Annotated in this window: 12 protein-coding genes; 3 read left to right on the plus strand and 9 right to left on the minus strand. The window is 73.2% G+C overall.

All coding sequences use genetic code 11. The features are described from left to right. Nucleotides 1-49: 49 nt before the first annotated feature. Together ACZ4XJ_RS11940 and ACZ4XJ_RS11945 are read right to left on the minus strand one after the other, a co-directional pair. Nucleotides 50-952, minus strand: coding sequence for an acyl-CoA thioesterase (locus ACZ4XJ_RS11940; protein WP_362876523.1), 903 nt, complete (start codon nt 950-952; stop codon nt 50-52). A 145-nt stretch (nt 953-1,097) separates the two neighbouring features. After that, nucleotides 1,098-3,620, minus strand: a complete 2,523-nt coding sequence (locus ACZ4XJ_RS11945) for a DEAD/DEAH box helicase (protein WP_362876524.1) — start codon at nt 3,618-3,620, stop codon at nt 1,098-1,100. A 145-nt stretch (nt 3,621-3,765) separates the two neighbouring features. Here ACZ4XJ_RS11945 and ACZ4XJ_RS11950 point away from each other — a divergent pair, with 145 nt between their 5' ends. Beyond that, on the plus strand, nt 3,766-4,557 hold the full coding sequence (locus ACZ4XJ_RS11950; RefSeq protein ID WP_362876525.1) for a metal-dependent hydrolase: 792 nt from the start codon (nt 3,766-3,768) through the stop codon (nt 4,555-4,557). A gap of 1,134 nt (nt 4,558-5,691) precedes the next feature. Here the strand turns inward: ACZ4XJ_RS11950 and ACZ4XJ_RS11955 are convergent. From ACZ4XJ_RS11955 to ACZ4XJ_RS11970, 4 genes are all read right to left on the minus strand, one after another. Next, nucleotides 5,692-7,473: an ABC transporter ATP-binding protein gene (locus tag ACZ4XJ_RS11955; protein ID WP_468496071.1), complete on the minus strand. Its 1,782-nt coding sequence runs from the start codon at nt 7,471-7,473 to the stop codon at nt 5,692-5,694. Continuing rightward, nucleotides 7,470-9,380 carry an ABC transporter transmembrane domain-containing protein gene (locus ACZ4XJ_RS11960; RefSeq protein WP_468496072.1) on the minus strand — a complete coding sequence of 637 codons (1,911 nt, stop codon included), beginning with the start codon at nt 9,378-9,380 and terminating at the stop codon, nt 7,470-7,472. The genes ACZ4XJ_RS11955 and ACZ4XJ_RS11960 overlap by 4 nt, the downstream gene beginning before the upstream one ends. A gap of 165 nt (nt 9,381-9,545) precedes the next feature. After that, a complete protein-coding gene (locus ACZ4XJ_RS11965) occupies nt 9,546-12,482 on the minus strand; it encodes an FAD-binding and (Fe-S)-binding domain-containing protein (protein WP_468496073.1) in 2,937 nt (978 codons plus the stop codon). Nucleotides 12,483-12,545: 63 nt separating this feature from the next. Further along, nucleotides 12,546-13,007: a MarR family winged helix-turn-helix transcriptional regulator gene (locus ACZ4XJ_RS11970; RefSeq protein WP_362876529.1), complete on the minus strand. Its 462-nt coding sequence runs from the start codon at nt 13,005-13,007 to the stop codon at nt 12,546-12,548. Nucleotides 13,008-13,092: 85 nt separating this feature from the next. Between ACZ4XJ_RS11970 and ACZ4XJ_RS11975 the strand changes: the two genes are divergently transcribed. Together ACZ4XJ_RS11975 and mltG are read left to right on the plus strand one after the other, a co-directional pair. After that, nucleotides 13,093-15,000, plus strand: coding sequence for an ABC transporter ATP-binding protein (locus ACZ4XJ_RS11975; protein WP_468496074.1), 1,908 nt, complete (start codon nt 13,093-13,095; stop codon nt 14,998-15,000). Nucleotides 15,001-15,063: 63 nt separating this feature from the next. After that, nucleotides 15,064-15,969 (plus strand): endolytic transglycosylase MltG, encoded by a 906-nt coding sequence (gene mltG / locus ACZ4XJ_RS11980; RefSeq protein WP_468496075.1) that lies wholly within the window; start codon nt 15,064-15,066, stop codon nt 15,967-15,969. A gap of 23 nt (nt 15,970-15,992) precedes the next feature. On the opposite strand, the gene ACZ4XJ_RS11985 is transcribed toward mltG, so the two are convergent. From ACZ4XJ_RS11985 to ACZ4XJ_RS11995, 3 genes are all read right to left on the minus strand, one after another. Then, nucleotides 15,993-17,090, minus strand: a complete 1,098-nt coding sequence (locus tag ACZ4XJ_RS11985) for an NAD(P)-binding domain-containing protein (RefSeq protein WP_468496076.1) — start codon at nt 17,088-17,090, stop codon at nt 15,993-15,995. 162 nt (nt 17,091-17,252) lie between these two features. Then, entirely contained in the window at nt 17,253-17,738 is a 486-nt protein-coding gene (locus ACZ4XJ_RS11990) for a hypothetical protein (RefSeq protein WP_362876533.1), read from the minus strand. A 7-nt stretch (nt 17,739-17,745) separates the two neighbouring features. Beyond that, entirely contained in the window at nt 17,746-18,003 is a 258-nt protein-coding gene (locus tag ACZ4XJ_RS11995) for a hypothetical protein (RefSeq protein WP_468496077.1), read from the minus strand. Nucleotides 18,004-18,076: the final 73 nt, after the last annotated feature.

The raw sequence follows: 18,076 nt of genomic DNA on the forward strand, positions 1-18,076 counted from the left end.
CCCGCCGCGGCGGCGGTGACCACTGACGTGACGGGTGGCTCGCCGGCGGTTACTGGGGCGACACGGCCGGCTTGGCCGCGTCGGACGCGTACGGGCGGAACAGGCCCTCCTGGACCACGGAGACCAGCAGCCTGCCCTCGACGTCGTAGATCCGGCCCCGGGCCAGCCCGCGACCGCCGTGGGCGATGGGCGACTCCTGGTCGTACAGGAACCACTCGTCCGCCCGGAAGGGCCGGTGGAACCACATGGCGTGGTCCAGGGAGGCCATGTCGAAACCGCGCATGCCCCACAGGGGTTCGACCGGGATGCGCACGGCGTCGAGGAGGGTCATGTCACTGGCGTAGGTGAGGGCGCAGGTGTGCACGAGCGGGTCGTCGCCCAGCGGGCCGACCGCCCGCATCCACACCGCGCTGCGCGGGTCGGCGTCCTTGAGGTCCTCCGGGGTCCAGCGCAGCCGGTCCACGTAACGGATGTCGAAGGGCTGGCGGCGGGCCATCCGCTCCAGCGCCTCCGGCAGCGCGCCCAGGTGCTCGCGGATCTCGTCCGCGACCTTCGGGAGGTCGTCCGGGTGCGGGAAGTCGAGGCGAGGGGGCAGTTGGTGCTCGATGCCGCCCTCTTCGGGGTGATGGAAGGAAGCGGTCAGATTGAAGATGGTCTTGCCCTGTTGGACCGCGGTGACCCGGCGCGTGGTGAAGGAACGCCCGTCGCGCACCCGCTCCACCTGGTACACGATCGGCACGCCGGGGATGCCCGGACGCAGGAAGTACGCGTGGAGGGAGTGGACCGGACGGTCGCTCTCGGTGGTGCGGCCCGCCGCGACCAGGGCCTGGCCGGCCACCTGCCCGCCGAAGACGCGTTGGAGGGATTCCTGCGGGCTGGCGCCCCGGAAGATGTTGACCTCGATCTGCTCCAGGTCGAGCAGGTCGACGAGTCTCTCGGCGGGGTTCGTCATCAGAGGTTCTCCACTGTCGGGTCCGGCGGGAACGGCGGGTCCCTCGGATGCCGGGGCCGCGTCGGGTACGGAGGGCTTGTCGGCGGCTGGGGGGCCGTCGGGTGTGAGCGGTCCGTCGGGCGGGACGGCCGCCTACGGGGGCGGGTCAGAGTTGGCCGAGCTCGCCGACCGAGGTGACCCGGAGCACGGCCCGACCCTCCTCGTCGGACGCCGCGAGGTCGACCTCGGCACTGATGCCCCAGCCATGGTCACCGTTCGGGTCGGCGAAGGTCTGGCGGACGCGCCACAGCCCGTGCGCCGGATCCTCCTCGATCTGCAGGAGCTTGGGGCCGCGGGCGTCGGGACCCGTACCGAGGTCGTCGTACTCGTCCCAGTAGCCGTCCATGGCCTCGCCCCAGGCATCGGCGTCCCAACCGGACTCGGCGTCCAGCTCGCCCAACACGTTGACGTGGTCCAGGGCCGCCAGCTCGACCCGGCGGAACATGGCGTTGCGGACCAGCACGCGGAACGCGCGGGAGTTCGCCGTGACCGGCTTGACCTGGTCGGCCTTCTCCTGGGCCTGCTCCGCCGTCTCCACCTCCGGGTTCGCCAACTGCTCCCACTCGTCCAGCAGGCTGGAGTCGACCTGCCGGACCAGCTCGCCCAGCCAGGCGATGAGGTCCTGGAGGTCCTCGGACTTCAGGTCGTCCGGGATGGTGTGGTCCAGCGCCTTGTACGCGCCGGCCAGGTAGCGCAGCACGATGCCCTCGGTGCGGGCCAGCTCGTAGTGGGAGGTGAACTCGGTGAAGGTCATCGCCCGCTCGTACATGTCGCGGACGATCGACTTCGGGGAGACGGGGTGGTCCCGGACCCACGGGTGGCTCTTGCTGTACACGTCGTAGGCGTGGAGCAGCAGCTCTTCGAGCGGCTTGGGGTAGGTGACCTCCTGGAGCCGCTCCATCCGCTCCTCGTACTCGATCCCGTCGGCCTTCATGGCGCCGATCGCCGTGCCGCGTTCCTTGTTCTGCTGCGCGGCCAGGATCTGGCGCGGGTCGTCCAGGGTCGACTCGACGACGGAGACCATGTCCAGGGCGTAGGACGGGGACTCGGGGTCCAGCAGGTCGAAGGAGGCCAGCGCGAAGGTCGACAGCGGCTGGTTCAGCGCGAAGTCCTGCTGGAGGTCGACGGTGAGCCGGATGGTGCGGCCCTCGGCGTCCGGGGTGTCGAGCTTCTCGACGACCCCGCCGTCCAGCAGCGAACGGTAGATCGCGATCGCCCGGCGGATGTGCCGCAGCTGCGCCTTGCGCGGCTCGTGGTTGTCCTCCAGCAGGTGGCGCATCGCCTTGAAGGCGTCGCCCGGTCGGGCGATGACCGACAGCAGCATGATGTTGGTGACCTTGAAGCGCGAGGTCAGCGGTTCCGGATCGGCGCCGATCAGCTTCTCGAAGGTGGTGTCCGACCAGGCCACGAAGCCCTCGGGGGCCTTCTTGCGGACCACCTTGCGGCGCTTCTTCGGGTCGTCGCCGGCCTTCGCCAGGGCCTTCTCGTTCTCGATGACGTGCTCGGGCGCCTGCGCGACCACGAACCCGGCCGTGTCGAAGCCCGCCCGGCCGGCCCGGCCGGCGATCTGGTGGAACTCGCGGGCGCGCAGCGTGCGGACCCGGTTGCCGTCGTACTTGGTGAGGGCGGTGAACAGCACCGTGCGGATCGGTACGTTCACGCCGACGCCCAGGGTGTCGGTGCCGCAGATGACCTTCAGCAGACCGGCCTGCGCCAGCTTCTCGACGAGACGCCGGTACTTGGGCAGCATGCCGGCGTGATGGACGCCGATGCCGTGGCGGACGTAGCGGGAGAGGTTCTGGCCGAACTTCGTGGTGAAGCGGAAGTTGCCGATCAGCTCCGCGATCTTGTCCTTCTCCTCGCGGGTGCACATGTTGATGCTCATCAGCGACTGCGCCCGCTCGACCGCCTGGGCCTGGGTGAAGTGCACGATGTACACCGGGGACTGTCGGGTCTCCAACAGCTCGGTGATGGTGTCGGTGATCGGCGTGGTCACGTACTCGTACGACAGCGGCACGGGCCGGGTCGCCGAGCGGACCACCGAGGTGGGCCGGCCGGTGCGCCGGGTCAGGTCCTCCTCGAACCGCTTCATGTCGCCGAGGGTCGCCGACATCAGGATGAACTGGGCCTGCGGGAGCTCCAGCAGCGGGATCTGCCAGGCCCAGCCGCGGTCCGCCTCGGCATAGAAGTGGAACTCGTCCATGACGACCTGGCCGATGTCGGCGTACTTGCCGTCGCGCAGGGCGATGGAGGCGAGCACCTCGGCCGTGCAGCAGATCACCGGGGCGTCGGCGTTCACGGAGGCGTCACCGGTCAGCATGCCGACGTTCTCGGTGCCGAACATCTTGCACAGGTCGAAGAACTTCTCCGAGACCAGCGCCTTGATCGGAGCGGTGTAGAAGGTGACCTTGTCCTGGGCCAGCGCGGTGAAGTGGGCGCCCGCCGCGACCAGGCTCTTGCCGGAGCCGGTCGGCGTGGAGAGGACCACGTTCGCCCCGGAGACGACCTCGATCAGTGCCTCCTCCTGCGCCGGGTACAGGGTGATGCCCTGGTCCTCCGCCCACGAGGAGAAAGCCTCGAAGAGGGCATCGGGGTCGGCGTTCGGCGGGATCTGATCAATGAGGGTCACACCCCCCATCTTGCCTGGCTTCCCCCCGGATCCGGGAACCGGCGGACCAGAGGAAGATCACCGCCGGTACGCTGAGCCGTCCGGGCGGCCCGATCGACACTTTCCACAGGGCGCCCACACCGAGTTACCTGGGCGGGGAACGAGCATGATGGGTCCGGCGCACTCACTGTCGGGAGCAGCGGCCTGGTTGGGAGTGGGCGCCGCCGCGGCCGCCTACGGGCAGCCGATGCCGTGGCCGGTCCTCGTCGTCGGCGCGCTCATCTGCGCGGGAGCCGCCCTCGCCCCCGACCTCGACCACAAGTCGGCGACGATCTCCCGCGCCTTCGGCCCCCTCTCCCGGGTCCTGTGCGAGATCGTCGACAAGATCTCGTACGCCGTCTACAAGGCGACCCGCTCCCCGCGCGACGCCCGCCGCACCGGCGGTCACCGCACCCTGACCCACACCTGGCTCTGGGCCGTCCTCATCGGCGGGGGATCCTCCGCCCTCGCGGTCACCACCGACCGCTGGGGTGTCCTCGTCCTGCTCTTCGTCCACCTCGTGCTGGCCGTCGAGGGGTTGCTGTGGCGGGCGGCCCGGATGTCGAGCGACGTCCTGGTCTGGCTGCTCGGCGCGACCAGTGCGTGGATCCTGGCCGGGGTCCTCGACCAGCCGGGCAACGGCGCGGGCTGGCTGTTCACCGAGCCGGGCCAGGAGTACCTGTGGTTGGGCCTTCCCATCCTGCTCGGCGCCCTGGTCCACGACGTCGGCGACGCCCTGACCGTGTCGGGCTGCCCCATCCTGTGGCCGCTGCCGATCGCCGGGAAGCGTTGGTACCCGATCGGCCCGCCCAAGATGATGCGCTTCCGCGCCGGCAGCTGGGTCGAGCTGAAGGTCCTGATGCCCGTGTTCATGGTGCTCGGCGGGGTGGGCGGCGCGGCCGCCCTGAACCTCTTCTAGGGCGCCGAGGCGCTGCGGCGCCGCGGCACCCACCGGCCGAGGGCCGGCCACCGTGAGGCCGTCTGGTCAGGCGTGTTCCGGGCGGACATCATCTGCTCCCACGAGCCGTGGGAGCCGCCGGCTCGCGCGACGTCCGGGGGGACTCATGGCCGGCGGCGGCAGAACGCTCGCCGCGGGCGCGGCGGTGATGGTCCTCGCGGCGCTCGCCCTCGCCCCACCCGCCCACGCGGGATGCGGGGGCGACCGGCACGGCCGCCGCGTCGGGGACGCTGTGCAGGCCGGCGCTGCGCGTACTGGAGTCGCTGCCGGGGCCGGACGGGGCAATCCCCGGGTGTACACCGACCAGGTGAACGGCGTCGGAGCGGCCGATCTGTCCGTCGGGGTCTCCCGGGAGAAGGCCGCCTACTGGCTCGGCGCCGCCGTGCACGCCATACCGCTGCCGGCCGGGCCGGCGGGGCAGCGTCGAAGCCGTCAACCGGCACGGCCTCATGGTCGGCACGTTCACCACCCCCGCCGGCCGCAGGGCCTTCGCCCACCGGGCGGGCGCCCGGGCGGTCGGACTGCTCCCGGGCGGGGGGACATCAGCCCCCGCACGGGGTCTCGGTCGGTCTCGCCACCACCTACGACCCGCCCGTGGACACGGTCGTCCGGGCCCAGTACTGGACCGGCAGCGGCCCGATGCGGCCCTCCGCGGGCTGAGCGCCACGGGCCACACCGCCGCGTACGCCGTCGGCGACGACGACCGGGTCGGCGGGGTCGCGTGGGACGCCGGGAACGTGGCCCGGCCCGTCGTGTGGACCTGCGCGGGTCGGCAGGCGTACGAACCAGTGGCGGCGGCCCTACCGGCCGCCCGCAGGCGACGACGGCCGGCTCGCTCGTCCTTGCCGGGTCGTGCCGGTCGGCCCGTGTCGTTCGGTCCCGTGGATCCGGGGCGGGCGGCGCGGTACTGAACGACGCGGGCCGGACAGGATCCGGCAGGGACGGCCCCGGCGCACGAGCTACCGCCCGGGCGTACGGAGGTGCCGGCCCCGCCGCCGGACATGACCAGCCGAACGGACGGAGTCGCCGACCACCTGGGACCACCGCGGCCCCCCACGGGCCGGTGACGCCGCCGCCCCAACCGGTCGGCCCCGGTCAGCCGTGCCAGGAGCGCCACAGGGCCGCGTACGCCCCGTCGGCCGCCACCAGCTCGTCGTGCGAGCCCAGTTCGCTGATGCGGCCCGCCTCGACCACCGCGATCACGTCCGCGTCGTGCGCGGTGTGCAGGCGGTGGGCGATCGCGATGACCGTACGGCCGTCCAGCACCCGGGCCAGCGACCGCTCCAGGTGCCGGGCCGCACGCGGGTCCAGCAGCGAGGTCGCCTCGTCCAGCACCAACGTGTGCGGGTCGGCCAGCACCAGCCGGGCCAGCGCGACCTGCTGCGCCTGCGCCGGGGTCAGCGCGCTGCCGCCCGAGCCGACCTCGGTGTCCAGCCCGGACTCCAGGGACCGGGCCCATCCGTCCGCGTCCACCGCGCCCAGCGCCGCCCACAGTTCGGAGTCGTCCGCGCCCGACCGGGCCAGACGCAGGTTGTCCCGCAGCGAGCCCACGAACACGTGGTGCTCCTGGTTGACCAGGGCCACGTGCTCGCGCACCCGTTCCGCCGGCATGCCCGACAGCCGGGCGCCGCCCAGGGTCACCTCGCCGGTCCGGGGCGCGTAGATGCCCGCCAGCAGCCGGCCCAGCGTCGACTTGCCCGCGCCCGAGGGCCCGACCAGCGCCATGCGGGTGCCCGGAGGCACGGCCATGGACACCCGGTGCAGGACGTCCACACCCTCCCGGTAGCCGAAGTGGACCTCGTCGGCCCGGACTTCGCGGCCCTGCGGGGAGAGCGCGCCGTCACCGGCCGCCGGCTCGATCTCGTGGACGCCCACCAGCCGGGCCAGCGACACCTGGGCGATCTGCAGTTCGTCGTACCAGCGCAGGATCAGGCCGATCGGGTCGACCATCATCTGCGCCAACAGGGCGCCGGTGGTCAGCTGCCCGACCGTCATCCAGCCCTGGAGGACGCAGTAGCCGCCGATCATCAGCACCGAGCCGAGGATCGTCACGTAGGTGACGTTGATGACGGGGAAGAGCACCGTCCGCAGGTACAGGGTGTACCGCTCCCAGGCCGTCCACTCCTTGATCCGCTGCTCCGACAGAGCGATCCGGCGCCGGCCCAGACGGTGTGCCTCGACGGTGCGCCCGGCGTCGACGGTCTCGGTGAGGACCGCCGCGACCGCCGCGTACCCGGCCGCCTCCGAGCGGTACGCCGACGGCGCCCGCTTGAAGTACCAGCGGCAGCCGATCACCAGCACCGGCAACGCCACCAGCGCTGCCAGGGCCAGCGGCGGCGCGGTCACGGCGAGTGCCGCGAAGAGCAGTCCGGCCCACACCACGCCGATGGCGAGCTGCGGCACGGCCTCGCGCATCGCGTTGGCCAACCGGTCGATGTCGGTGGTGATGCGGGACAGCAGGTCACCGGTGCCGGCCCGTTCCAGGACGCCCGGCGGCAGGCCGACCGAGCGCACCAGGAAGTCCTCGCGCAGGTCGGCCAGCATCTCCTCGCCGAGCATCGCCCCGCGCAGCCGCACCAGCCGGACGAAGCCGGTCTGGACGACCAGGGCCAGCGCGAACAGCAGCCCCACGCGCTCCAGTCGGAGGTCGCGCGCCCCCGCCGCGAGTTCGTCCACGACCCGGCCCAGCAGGTACGGGCCGACCATGGAGGCGATTACCGCGACGGCGTTGACGGTCACCAGGATCAGCAATGCCCCCCGGTGGCGGAGGAACAGGCCGCGCACATAGCCCCGCACGGTCGCCGACGAACCCACGGGCAGCGTCGCGGCCGTCTCGGGGGCCGCCGGATCGTACTCCGGAGGCGCTACGCCGATCATGCGGATTCCTCGATCTCTGTGAGTTCCTCTTCCAGCCGGTCCATCCCGGCTCCGGACGGGTCGGACCGGTCCATCCCGGCTCCGGACCGGTCGGGTCGGTCCGGTTCGCGGGTGACGACGGCCCGGTAGCGCGGTTCGTCCCGCAGCAGTTCGCGGTGCGTGCCCGCGGGCAGGGCCCGGCCCTCATGGACGAGCACCACCCGGTCGGCCCGGTCCAGGAGCAGCGGCGAGGACGCCAGCACCACCGTGGTCCGGCCCGTGCGCAGGGCCCTGATCCCGTCGGCGATCCGCGCCTCGGTGTGCGAGTCGACGGCCGAGGTCGGCTCGTCCAGCACCAGCACCTCCGGGTCGGTGACCAGTGACCTGGCCAGCGCGAGGCGTTGGCGCTGCCCGCCCGAGAGGGACCGCCCGCGTTCGGTGATCCGCGCGTCCATCGGGTCGGTGACCCCGTCGGGCGCCGACTGCAACAGGGCCTCCAGGACGTCGGCGCACTGGGCCGCCGCCAGCGCCGCCGCGGGCTCCACGCCGCCCGAGGCCGGCACGTCGAACAGTTCGCGCAGCGTCCCGGACAGCAGCACCGGATCCTTGTCCTGTACGAGGACCAGCGTGCGCGCCGTGTCCAGCGCGAGGTCGTCCAGCGCGACCCCGCCGAGCAGCACCGACGGCTCCTCGGCCGTACCGCCGCCGGCCGGTACGGGTTGCCCGCCGAGGCGCTCGGCGAGCCGGCCCGCCACGTCCGGGTCCCCGCACACGACGGCCGTGAGCCGGCCCGCCGGAACCAACAGTCCGGTTTCGGGGTCGTACAGGTCCCCGCCCGGCGCGGGCGCGTCCGGAACAACGGGATCCCGGCCGATGCCGATGCCGATGCCGCTTCCCGTGCCCGGCTCCGCCGCGCCTTCCACCTCGGCGTCCGTACGCGTCAGCGACAGCACCCGGGCCGCCCGCTGGGCGGAGGGGCGCGAGAAGGAGTAGGCCATGGCGATCTCCTCCACGTTCCTGAGCGGGTACAGCATCAGGGACACCGCGCTGAACACGGCGACGAGTTCGCCGATGTCCAGCCGACCGGCGAGCACGAGTGAGGAGCCGTACCAGACCACCGTGATCAGCAACAGACCCGGCAGGAACACCTGGATGGCCGAGATCAGCGCCCACATCCGGGCGCTGCGCACGGCCGCGGACCGGACCTGCTGGGAGGCCTCGCGGTAGCGGCCGAGGAAGAGTTCCTCGCCGCCGATGCCCCGCAGCACCCGCAGGCCCGCGACGGTGTCGGAGGCGAGCTCGGTGGCCCGGCCGGCCTTCTCGCGCTGGAAGTCGGCGCGCCGGGTGGCCCGGGGGAGCAGCGGCAGTGAGGCGAGCGCCAGCACGGGCATGCCCACGGCCACGACCACGCCGAGCGCCGGCGCGTAGACGACGAGACCCACGCAGACGATCACGAGGGCGAGGGCGGCCGCCAGGAACCGGGAGACGGCCTCCACGAACCAGCCGATCTTCTCCACGTCACCGGTGGAGACGGCGACCACCTCACCGGCCGCCACCCGTCGGGTCAGCGCCGCGCCGAGCTCGGCCGTCCGGCGGGCGAGCAGTTGCTGCACCCGGGCGGCGGCGGTGATCCAGTTGGTGACGGCCGTGCGGTGCAGCATCGCGTCGCCCACCGAGATGGCGATGCCGAGCAGCACGATCAGGGCGCCGACGAGCAGCAGCCGCCGGCCGTCGCCCTTGACGACCGCCTCGACGCCGAAACCCACCGCGAACGGCAGGCCGGCGATGCCGCAGTGGTGCAGGAGGCCCCAGGTGAGGCTCTTGGCCTGTCCGCCGAGTTGCCCCCTGCCCAGCCACAGCAGGAAGCGGGGGCCGGAACGGGCGTCGGGTACCCCGGGGTCCGGATACGGAAGATCGCTGATCTGCATGACGCCCCATGACTGGTCGAGTGGTTCAAGCCACGCAAGGTTCGCCTTTCGGACCAGGCCCGGGCAATCGATTTTCCGGCCCGGACGGGGCTCCGGGAGGAGCCCTCCCGCTCCGGAGCGCGCACTCCGGCGCACCCGCGGGGCGCGTGTCGGCCCCTGTTCGGCTCAGGGGCGGGTGGCCCGTTCCAGTTCGAGCAGGACCGAGTGGTAGCTCCGTCCGGTGGCCCGGTCCATGCCCACCTCGCACATCCGGTTCGCCGACAGGTGCGCGTCGAAGGAACGCGCCGTCACCTCCCGGGCCTCCGAGGCCGTGGCGGAGGCGGTCAGCTCCGGATGGAGCATGCCGCGATCGCCCGCGAACGCGCAGCAGCCCGCGTCGTCCGGCACCACCACCTCCTCGGCGCAGGCTTCGGCGACCGCGCGCAGCTGCGCCTCGTCGTCGAGGTGCCGCATCGAGCAGGTGGGGTGCAGGACGGCCGAGCCCACGGTCCGGCGGACCTCCAGGCGCGGCAGCAGCTCCTCCGCCGCCCAGACGACCGAGTCGACGACCCGTAGGGCGGCGTGGAGTTCGCGGTTGTCATCCGTCAGGTACGGCACCACCTCGTGGGCGATGCCCAGCGTGCAGGAGGACGCGTCGACCACCAGCGGCAGCAGGCCCCCGGCCGTCCAGCCCCAGGCGGCCTCGACGATCCGGTTGGCCATCACCCGGTTGCCGGCCTCGTAGCCCTTGGAGTGCCAGATCGTCGCGCAGCAGGTGCCCGTGACGTCGTCCGGGATCCACACGGGCCTCCCGGCCCGCTCCGACACGGCCACCACGGCCTCGGGCAGGGCCGGGCCGGGCCGCCCGTCCGGGCCGCCGAAGATCCGGTTGACGCAGGCCGGGTAGTACACGGCGGTCGCGGTGAGCCGGTCGGTCGCGGGCAGCCGGCGGGCGGCGGGCCCCGGGATCTGCGGCAGCCAGGCGGGCACCAGGTCCGGACGTACAACCTTGCGGGCGGTCGCCGTCACGGCGCCGAGCACCCGGTCCGAGACCGCGTCCGGGAGTGCGCCGGCGGCGGCCACGGCAAGGCGGGCGGCGGCCTCCACCGTACGGAACCGCCGGGCCGCCAGCGCCGCGACCCGCTCCTCGCGCGGGCTGTGCCGGCGGTGGCGGAAGTCCTTCATCAGCGCCCCGGTGTCGATGCCGACGGGGCAGGCGATCCGGCAGGTGGAGTCGCCGGCGCAGGTGTCGACGGCGTCGTAGCCGTAGGACCCGAGGAGCCCGTCGAGCACGGCGGACCCGGGTTCCTGGCGCACCATCTCGCGCCGCAGCGCGATCCGCTGGCGCGGCGTGGTCGTCAGGTCCTCGCTGGGGCAGGTCGGTTCGCAGAACCCGCACTCGATGCAGGGGTCGGCGACCGCCTCCACCCGCGGGATCGTCTTCAGGCCGCGCAGGTGGGCCCGGGGGTCCCGGTCGAGCAGCACGCGCGGGGCGAGGACACCGTCCGGGTCGACGATCCGCTTGGTGCGCCACATCAACGCGGTGGCCTCGGGACCCCACTCCAGCTCCAGGAAGGGGGCCATGTTGCGGCCGGTGGAGTGCTCGGCCTTCAGGGAGCCGTCGAACCGCTCCACGGTGAGCCGGCAGAACGCCTCCATGAAGGCCGCGTACCGGTGGACGTCGGCGGGTTCCGCGGCGTCGAAGGCGAGCAGGAAGTGCAGGTTGCCGTGCGCCGCATGACCGGCGACGGCCGCGTCGAACCCGTGCTCCTCCTGTAGGGCCAGGAGCGCTTCGCAGGCCTCGGCGAGCCGGGACGGCGGCACGGCGAAGTCCTCGGTGATCAAGGTGGTGCCCGGGGGCCGGGCGCCCCCGACCGCGGTGACGAAGGCCTTGCGGGCCTTCCAGTAGCCGGAGATCGTCCTCGGGTCGCTGGTGAAGGCGTTCGTCACCGAGGGGACGGGCGCCACGAGTTCCAGCGCCGGCAGCACCGCGGCCGCGCGCCGTTCCAGGACGGCGCGCCCCGCCGCGTCCGGAGCCCGGAACTCCACGAGCAGGGCAGCCGTTTCCTTGGGCAGCCGCGCCCAGTCGGCGGGCACCCCGGCGACGCTGACGGACGCGCGCAGCGTGTTGCCGTCCATCAGCTCGACGGCGAGGGCGCCGGCCGCGGTGAACAGCGGGACGGCGGCCGCCGCGGCGGGCAGCGAGGGGAAGAAGAGCAGGGCGCTCGTCAGCTCGCGGTCGAGCGGGACGGTGTCGAAGACGACCTCGGAGATGAAGCCGAGCGTGCCCTCGGAGCCGACCATCAGGCCGCGCAGGATCTCGACGGGCGTGGCGCCGTCCAGGTAGGCGTCCAGCCGGTACCCGGTGGTGTTCTTGATCTCGTACTTGGCGCGGATCCGGGCCACGAGCGCCGGATCGGCCTCGATCTCCGCCTTGATCGCCATCAGGCCGTGGCACAGGGCCGGTTCGGCGCGGGCCAGTTCCTCCTCCGCGAGCGGGTCGGCGGTGTCCACGACGGTGCCGCTCGGCAGGACCACGGTGAGGGAGGAGAGGGTGCGGTACGAGTTGCGGGTGGTCCCCGCCGTCATGCCCGAGGCGTTGTTCGCGACGACGCCGCCGACCGTGCAGGCGATGGCGCTGGCGGGGTCGGGCCCCAGGATCCGGCCGTGCCGGGCGAGCGCGGCGTTGGCCCGCAGGACGGTGGTGCCCGGTCCGATGCGGGCGCGGCGCCCGCCGTCGAGGACCTCCACGCCCGTCCAGTGGCGGCGTACGTCGACCACTATGTCCTCGCCCTGGGCCTGCCCGTTGAGGGAGGTCCCGGCCGCCCGGAAGACCACGTCGCGCTGCTTGCCGTGGGCGTACGACAGGACGGCGGAGATGTCGTCGATGTCCTCGGCGACCACCACGACCTGCGGCACGAACCGGTACGGCGAGGCGTCGGTGGCGTAGCGGACCAGGTCGGAGACCTTCCACAGCACCTTTTCCGGGCCCAGCAGCCCGGTCAGCTCCGTGCGCAGGGCGTACGGGGTGCCGGCGGCCAGTCGGTCCGGCACCCGGTCGGGGGCGGGGGCGCCCGCGCCGTGCGGGCGCAGTGCGCCGGGCTTCGGTTCCCACAGCGGCATCTCGCGACCCCTCGTCCGTCTCGGCGGCGCCCGCGGACCACCGGCCCGGCGCCGGAGCCCGGATCAGCAGGGGCGCTCCGCCGGGACGTCCGCCAGCGCGTTCAGCAGCCCGCCGAGCACCTCGCGCTGTTCGGCGGTCAATGGAGCCAGGATCTCCTCCGCCGCGTCGGTTCGCGCGTTGCGCAGACGGCGCAGCGTGGCGCGGCCGGTTTCGGTGAGCTCGATCCGGATGACGCGGCGGTTCGCCGGGTCGGGCGCCCGGCGCACGCAGTCGGCCGCCTCCAAGGCGTCCACCAGGGTGGTGACGGCCCGCGGCACGACCTCCAGACGTGCGGCCAGATCGGCCATCCGGGGCGGTCGCTCGCCGCCGTGGTGGGCGACGAGGCGCAGCAGCCGGCCCTGGGCCGGGGTGATCCCGAGTGGTTCCATGTGGTGTTTCTGTATGCGGTGGAGCCGCCGCGTCAGACGCAGCAGCTGCTCGGCGAGGACGCCGCCCGTGGTGTCGCTCTCGGAACCGGTGCTCATACTGGGAACAGTACCAGGACCGGATTCATTGTGAGCATAGGTAACAATGAGCTAAGCTCATCGGAGTCTCGTCAGAAGGAGGCCCATGCGCCCCGAAGAACCGAAGTGGACACCATCGAACGAAGCCCTCGACCCCACCCGCCCCGGTCCCGCCGAGCGGCCCCGCGAGCTGCGCCGGATCGTCGGCCTGTTCCGGCCCTACCGCGGCCGGCTCGCCGTCGTGGGCTCCCTGGTGGCCGCCTCCTCGCTGGTCGGCGTCGCCTCGCCGTTCCTGCTCAAGGAGATACTCGACGTCGCGATACCCGAGGGCCGCACCGGTCTGCTGAGCCTGCTCGCCCTCGGCATGATCCTGACCGCGGTCGTCACCAGCGTGTTCGGTGTGCTCCAGACGTACATCTCCACGACCGTCGGCCAGCGCGTGATGCACGACCTGCGCACCGCCGTCTACGCCCAGCTCCAGCGGATGCCGCTGGCCTTCTTCACCCGCACCCGCACCGGTGAGGTGCAGTCCCGCATCGCCAACGACATCGGCGGCATGCAGGCGACGGTGACCTCCACGGCGACCTCCCTGGTGTCGAACCTGACCGCGGTGATCGCCTCCGTCGTCGCGATGCTCGCGCTCGACTGGCGGCTCACCGTCGTGTCCCTGCTCCTGTTGCCGGTCTTCGTGTGGATCAGCCGCCGGGTCGGTCACGAACGCAAGCGGATCACGACGCAGCGGCAGAAGCAGATGGCCGCGATGGCGGCCACGGTCACCGAGTCCCTCTCCGTGAGCGGGATCCTGCTCGGCCGCACCATGGGCCGCTCGGAGTCCCTCACCGCTGCCTTCTCCGAGGAGTCCGAGAAGCTGGTCGGGCTCGAAGTGCGCTCCAGCATGGCCGGGCGGTGGCGGATGTCCACGATCGGCATCGTCATGGCCGCCATGCCCGCCCTCATCTACTGGGCGGCCGGCATCGCCCTGCAGACGGGCGCCCCCTCGCTCTCCGTCGGCACCCTCGTCGCCTTCGTCACACTCCAGCAGGGCCTGTTCCGGCCCGCTGTGAGCCTGCTGTCGACCGGCGTGCAGATCCAGACCTCCCTCGCCCTGTTCGCCCGCATCTTCGAGTACCTCGACCTGCCGGTGGACATCACCGAGAAGGCGGACCCGGTCCGGCTGGAGCGGGCGAGGGGCGAGGTCCGCCTGGAGGACGTGCACTTCGCGTACGAGGCCGAGAGCGGCCCGACGCTCACGGCGATCGACATCACGATCCCCGCGGGCGGCTCCCTCGCCGTCGTCGGCCCGACCGGCTCCGGCAAGAGCACCCTGAGCTACCTGGTGCCGCGGCTGTACGACGTCACCGGCGGCCGGATCGCCCTCGACGGGGTGGACGTGCGCGACCTCGACTTCGACTCGCTGGCCCGCTCCATCGGCGTGGTCTCCCAGGAGACCTACCTCTTCCACGCCTCCGTCGCCGACAACCTGCGCTTCGCCAAGCCGGACGCCACCGACGAGGAGATCGTCGAGGCGGCCCGCGCCGCCCAGATCCACGATCACATCGAGTCCCTGCCCGACGGGTACGAGACGCTCGTCGGCGAACGCGGCTACCGGTTCTCCGGAGGCGAGAAGCAGCGCCTGGCCATCGCCCGGACCATCCTGCGCGATCCGCCGGTGCTCATCCTCGACGAGGCCACCAGCGCCCTCGACACCCGTACGGAGCACGCCGTGCAGCAGGCCATCGAGCACCTCTCCCGCGGCCGCACCACCATCACCATCGCGCACCGCCTCTCCACCGTCAGGGACGCCGACCAGATCGTGGTCCTGGACGACGGCCGCATCGCCGAACGCGGTACGCACGAGGAACTGATCGGGGCCGACGGCCGCTACGCCGCGCTGGTCCGGCGGGACCGGGACGCGGCCCTCACCCCCGCCCCCGCCCTGGTCGCGATCGCGGAAGCGGGTCGGGCCGGTCGGGGTCCCGCCGAGGAGCAGGCGCCGACTCCGGTGAACGTGTGATCATCTGACCGGTGCTGGGGTGGAATGCCGGGAATGGCGCACTCGGGCGGTTAGCGTGCCCGCATGCGTCTTGAGTACCGGCAGCCACAGCGCCGCCCCCGGCTCACTCGCCGGGGCCGTCTCGCCTTCTTCCTCGGCACGCTGATCGCGCTGGGGGTCGCGGTCATGCTCCCGCTGTTCCCCCGGGGTCAGGCGCCCGAGAAGCCGCGTCAGTTGGTCATCCCCGAAGGATGGCGGGCCCCGCAGGTCTACACCGCGGTCGACCGCGGACTGGGACTCCCCGCCGGCTCCACGAAGGCGGCCGTCGCCACGGCCGGGCTGGGGCTGCCCCCGGAGGCCAAGGGCAACCCCGAGGGCTACCTGTTCCCGGCGACGTACCCGGTGACCTCGAAGACCGCCCCGGGCGAGCTCCTCGCGTACATGGTGCGGACGGCCAACCAGAAGCTCGCGACGAAGGCCGTCGCCGACGGCGGCAAGGCGCACGGCATGACCGCCTACCAGACGGCCACCCTCGCCAGCATCATCGAGGCGGAGGCCGACACCCCCGCCGACATGGGGAAGGTCGCGCGCGTGGTGCACAACCGGCTCGCGAAGTCGATGCCGCTCCAGATGGACTCCACCATCAACTACGCGCTGAACCGCACCACCGTGGACACCAAGCTCAGCGACACCCGCATCGACCACCCCTTCAACACCTACGAACGCCAGGGCCTGCCCCCCACCCCGATCGACAGCCCCGGCCTGCGGGCCATGGCGGCGGCGGTCGCGCCCACCCCGGGGGACTGGCTGTTCTTCGTCACGGTGAAGCCGGGGGACACCCGCTTCTCGGTGACCTACGAGGAGCACAGGAAGCACGTCGCGGACTTCAACCGGCTGCGGGCCGCGGCGGGCCCCCCGGCGGCCCGGCCCAGCACGACGCCGACCCCGACCGCCCGCGGCGCCTCGGCCCCGCCGACCCGCGGCAGCTGAGCCCGACCGCCGATCCCGGTCCGCTACCCGCCGGTCGCGGCCGGCGCCGGGGTGCGGGTCAGCAGCCGGCGGATCTCGCGGACGGCGGCGCCACCGGCGCGGTTGGCCCCGATCGTGGAGGCGGAGGGGCCGTAGCCGACCAGGTGGATCCGTTCGTCGCGGGCCGCCCGCGTGCCCTCCAACCGGATGCCGCCGCCCGGCTCGCGCAGCCGCAGCGGCGCCAGGTGGTCGACGGCCGCCCGGAAGCCGGTGGCCCACAGGATCACGTCGGCGTCCACGCGCCGGCCGTCGGCCCAGGCGACGCCGGAGTCGGTGATCCGGTCGAACACCGGCAGCCGCTCCAGCACCCCGGAGGCCAGCCCGGCCCGTACGGCATCGGTCAGCGCCAGCCCGGTCACGCCGACCACGCTCTGCGGCGGCAGCCCCCGGCGGACCCGGTCCGCGACGCGCGCCACCGCCTCCCGGCCCTCGGCCTCGCCGAACGCCCCGTCCCGGAAGACGGGCGGCCGCCGCGTCACCCAGGTGGTCTCCGCCCCCGCGGCGGACATCTCCAGCAGGTGCTGCACCGCGGAGGTGCCCCCGCCGACGACCACCACCCGGGCCCCGGCGAACTCCTGCGGTCCCGGGTAGTTCGCGGTGTGCAACTGCCGCCCCCGGAACAGTTCCTGGCCGGGGTGGCGCGGCCAGAACGGCCGGTCCCAGGTGCCGGTGGCGTTGATCAGCGCCCGCGCCGACCACGTACCCGCCGAGGACTCCACCAGGAGCCGCCCCGACGCGCCCTCGCGCACCGCCGAGACGTCCACGGGGCGGCGTACGCGCAGGTCGAAGCGCTCCTCGTAGGCGGCGAAGTAGGCGCCGATCACCTCGGAGGAGGGCCGCAGCGGATCGGCGCCGGTCAGTTCCATGCCGGGCAGGGAGTGCATCCCGTGCACCGTGCCGTAGGTCAGCGACGGCCAGCGGAACTGCCAGGCCCCACCGGGTCGCGGCGCGTGGTCCAGCACCACGTGCCCGATGCCGGCCCGGGCCAGGTGGTAGGCGCCCGACAGGCCCGCCTGACCGGCGCCGACGACCACGACGTCCACCTCTGCCGGTGCCTGCGCGTACCCCGCCGTTTCGTTCACGGTTCTACCAACTCCGGGTGGACGCCGGATCTTCCCGCCGGTACGGGCCCGCGGCCGGAACGGACCGCGGGCGGGGCGGGGCACCCGGCCCGCCCCGCCCGCGGCGAGGGTGAACGTCCGACGGGCCGTCGGGAGGGACCGGCCGTCGGTGGCGGTGCGGGGTCAGGCGGAATCCCTGATCCAGGCCGCCAGTTGCTCCGGGGTGGTCGACGGGTCCGCCACCAGCGTGGCGAGCTCGTCCTCCCGGAAGGTGGCCGTGGTGACGGCCGGGCAGCGGTGGCACGCGTCCACGCCCGTCTGCTGCCACCACTGGCACCGGTTTCGAAGGTGGCACCGTGGGACCGTACGGGGGTCCGCGTCGGCCGCGGGCAGGGCCAGGACGCGCTCCACCAGCGCACAGTCGTCGCCCCGTCGGTTGACGCAGGCGGACACGCAGTGCGAGGCGAAGCGCAGGACCCGGGTCGGCTCGATCCCGTCCGGGAGGGTCGAGAGGACTTCCGGCGCCGGGACCGGATCGGCGAGGTACACCACCCGGCCGTCGGCCGCCGAACGGACGCCGAGGACGACGGACTCGGGAGCCCCGGCCTCGCCGCTCGGACACCAGGTCGGCGCGGTGGCCGAGGTCTGCTCGCTACCCACGGTGCTCACCGCCGCGTCAGCCTTCGACCGCGTCGTAGGACGCGAGCGCCTCACGGCCGACGGGGCCGCCGATGGTGCCCTGGAGCCCGAGGGCCTGCTCGTGCGCCACCGCCTGCGCGAGGTTCTCGTGCAGCTGCTCCACGGACGTGATCCGCGCGCTGCTGGACGAGGTGCCGCCGGCCGCGTTCGCCGCGCCGACCGCCGTGATCGCGATCCCCGCGGCCATCACGACCGCGGCGCCGCCGGCCGCCAGTTTGTTCTTCTTCATCTCCATCGAGCCCTTTCCTGGTCCGGGGCGGCGCGCTGTCCCGCCGCCGAGGCCCGAGACTAGGAGCGGATCTCGGTCC

The sequence above is a fragment of the Streptomyces sp. NPDC029836 genome, from assembly GCF_055574495.1.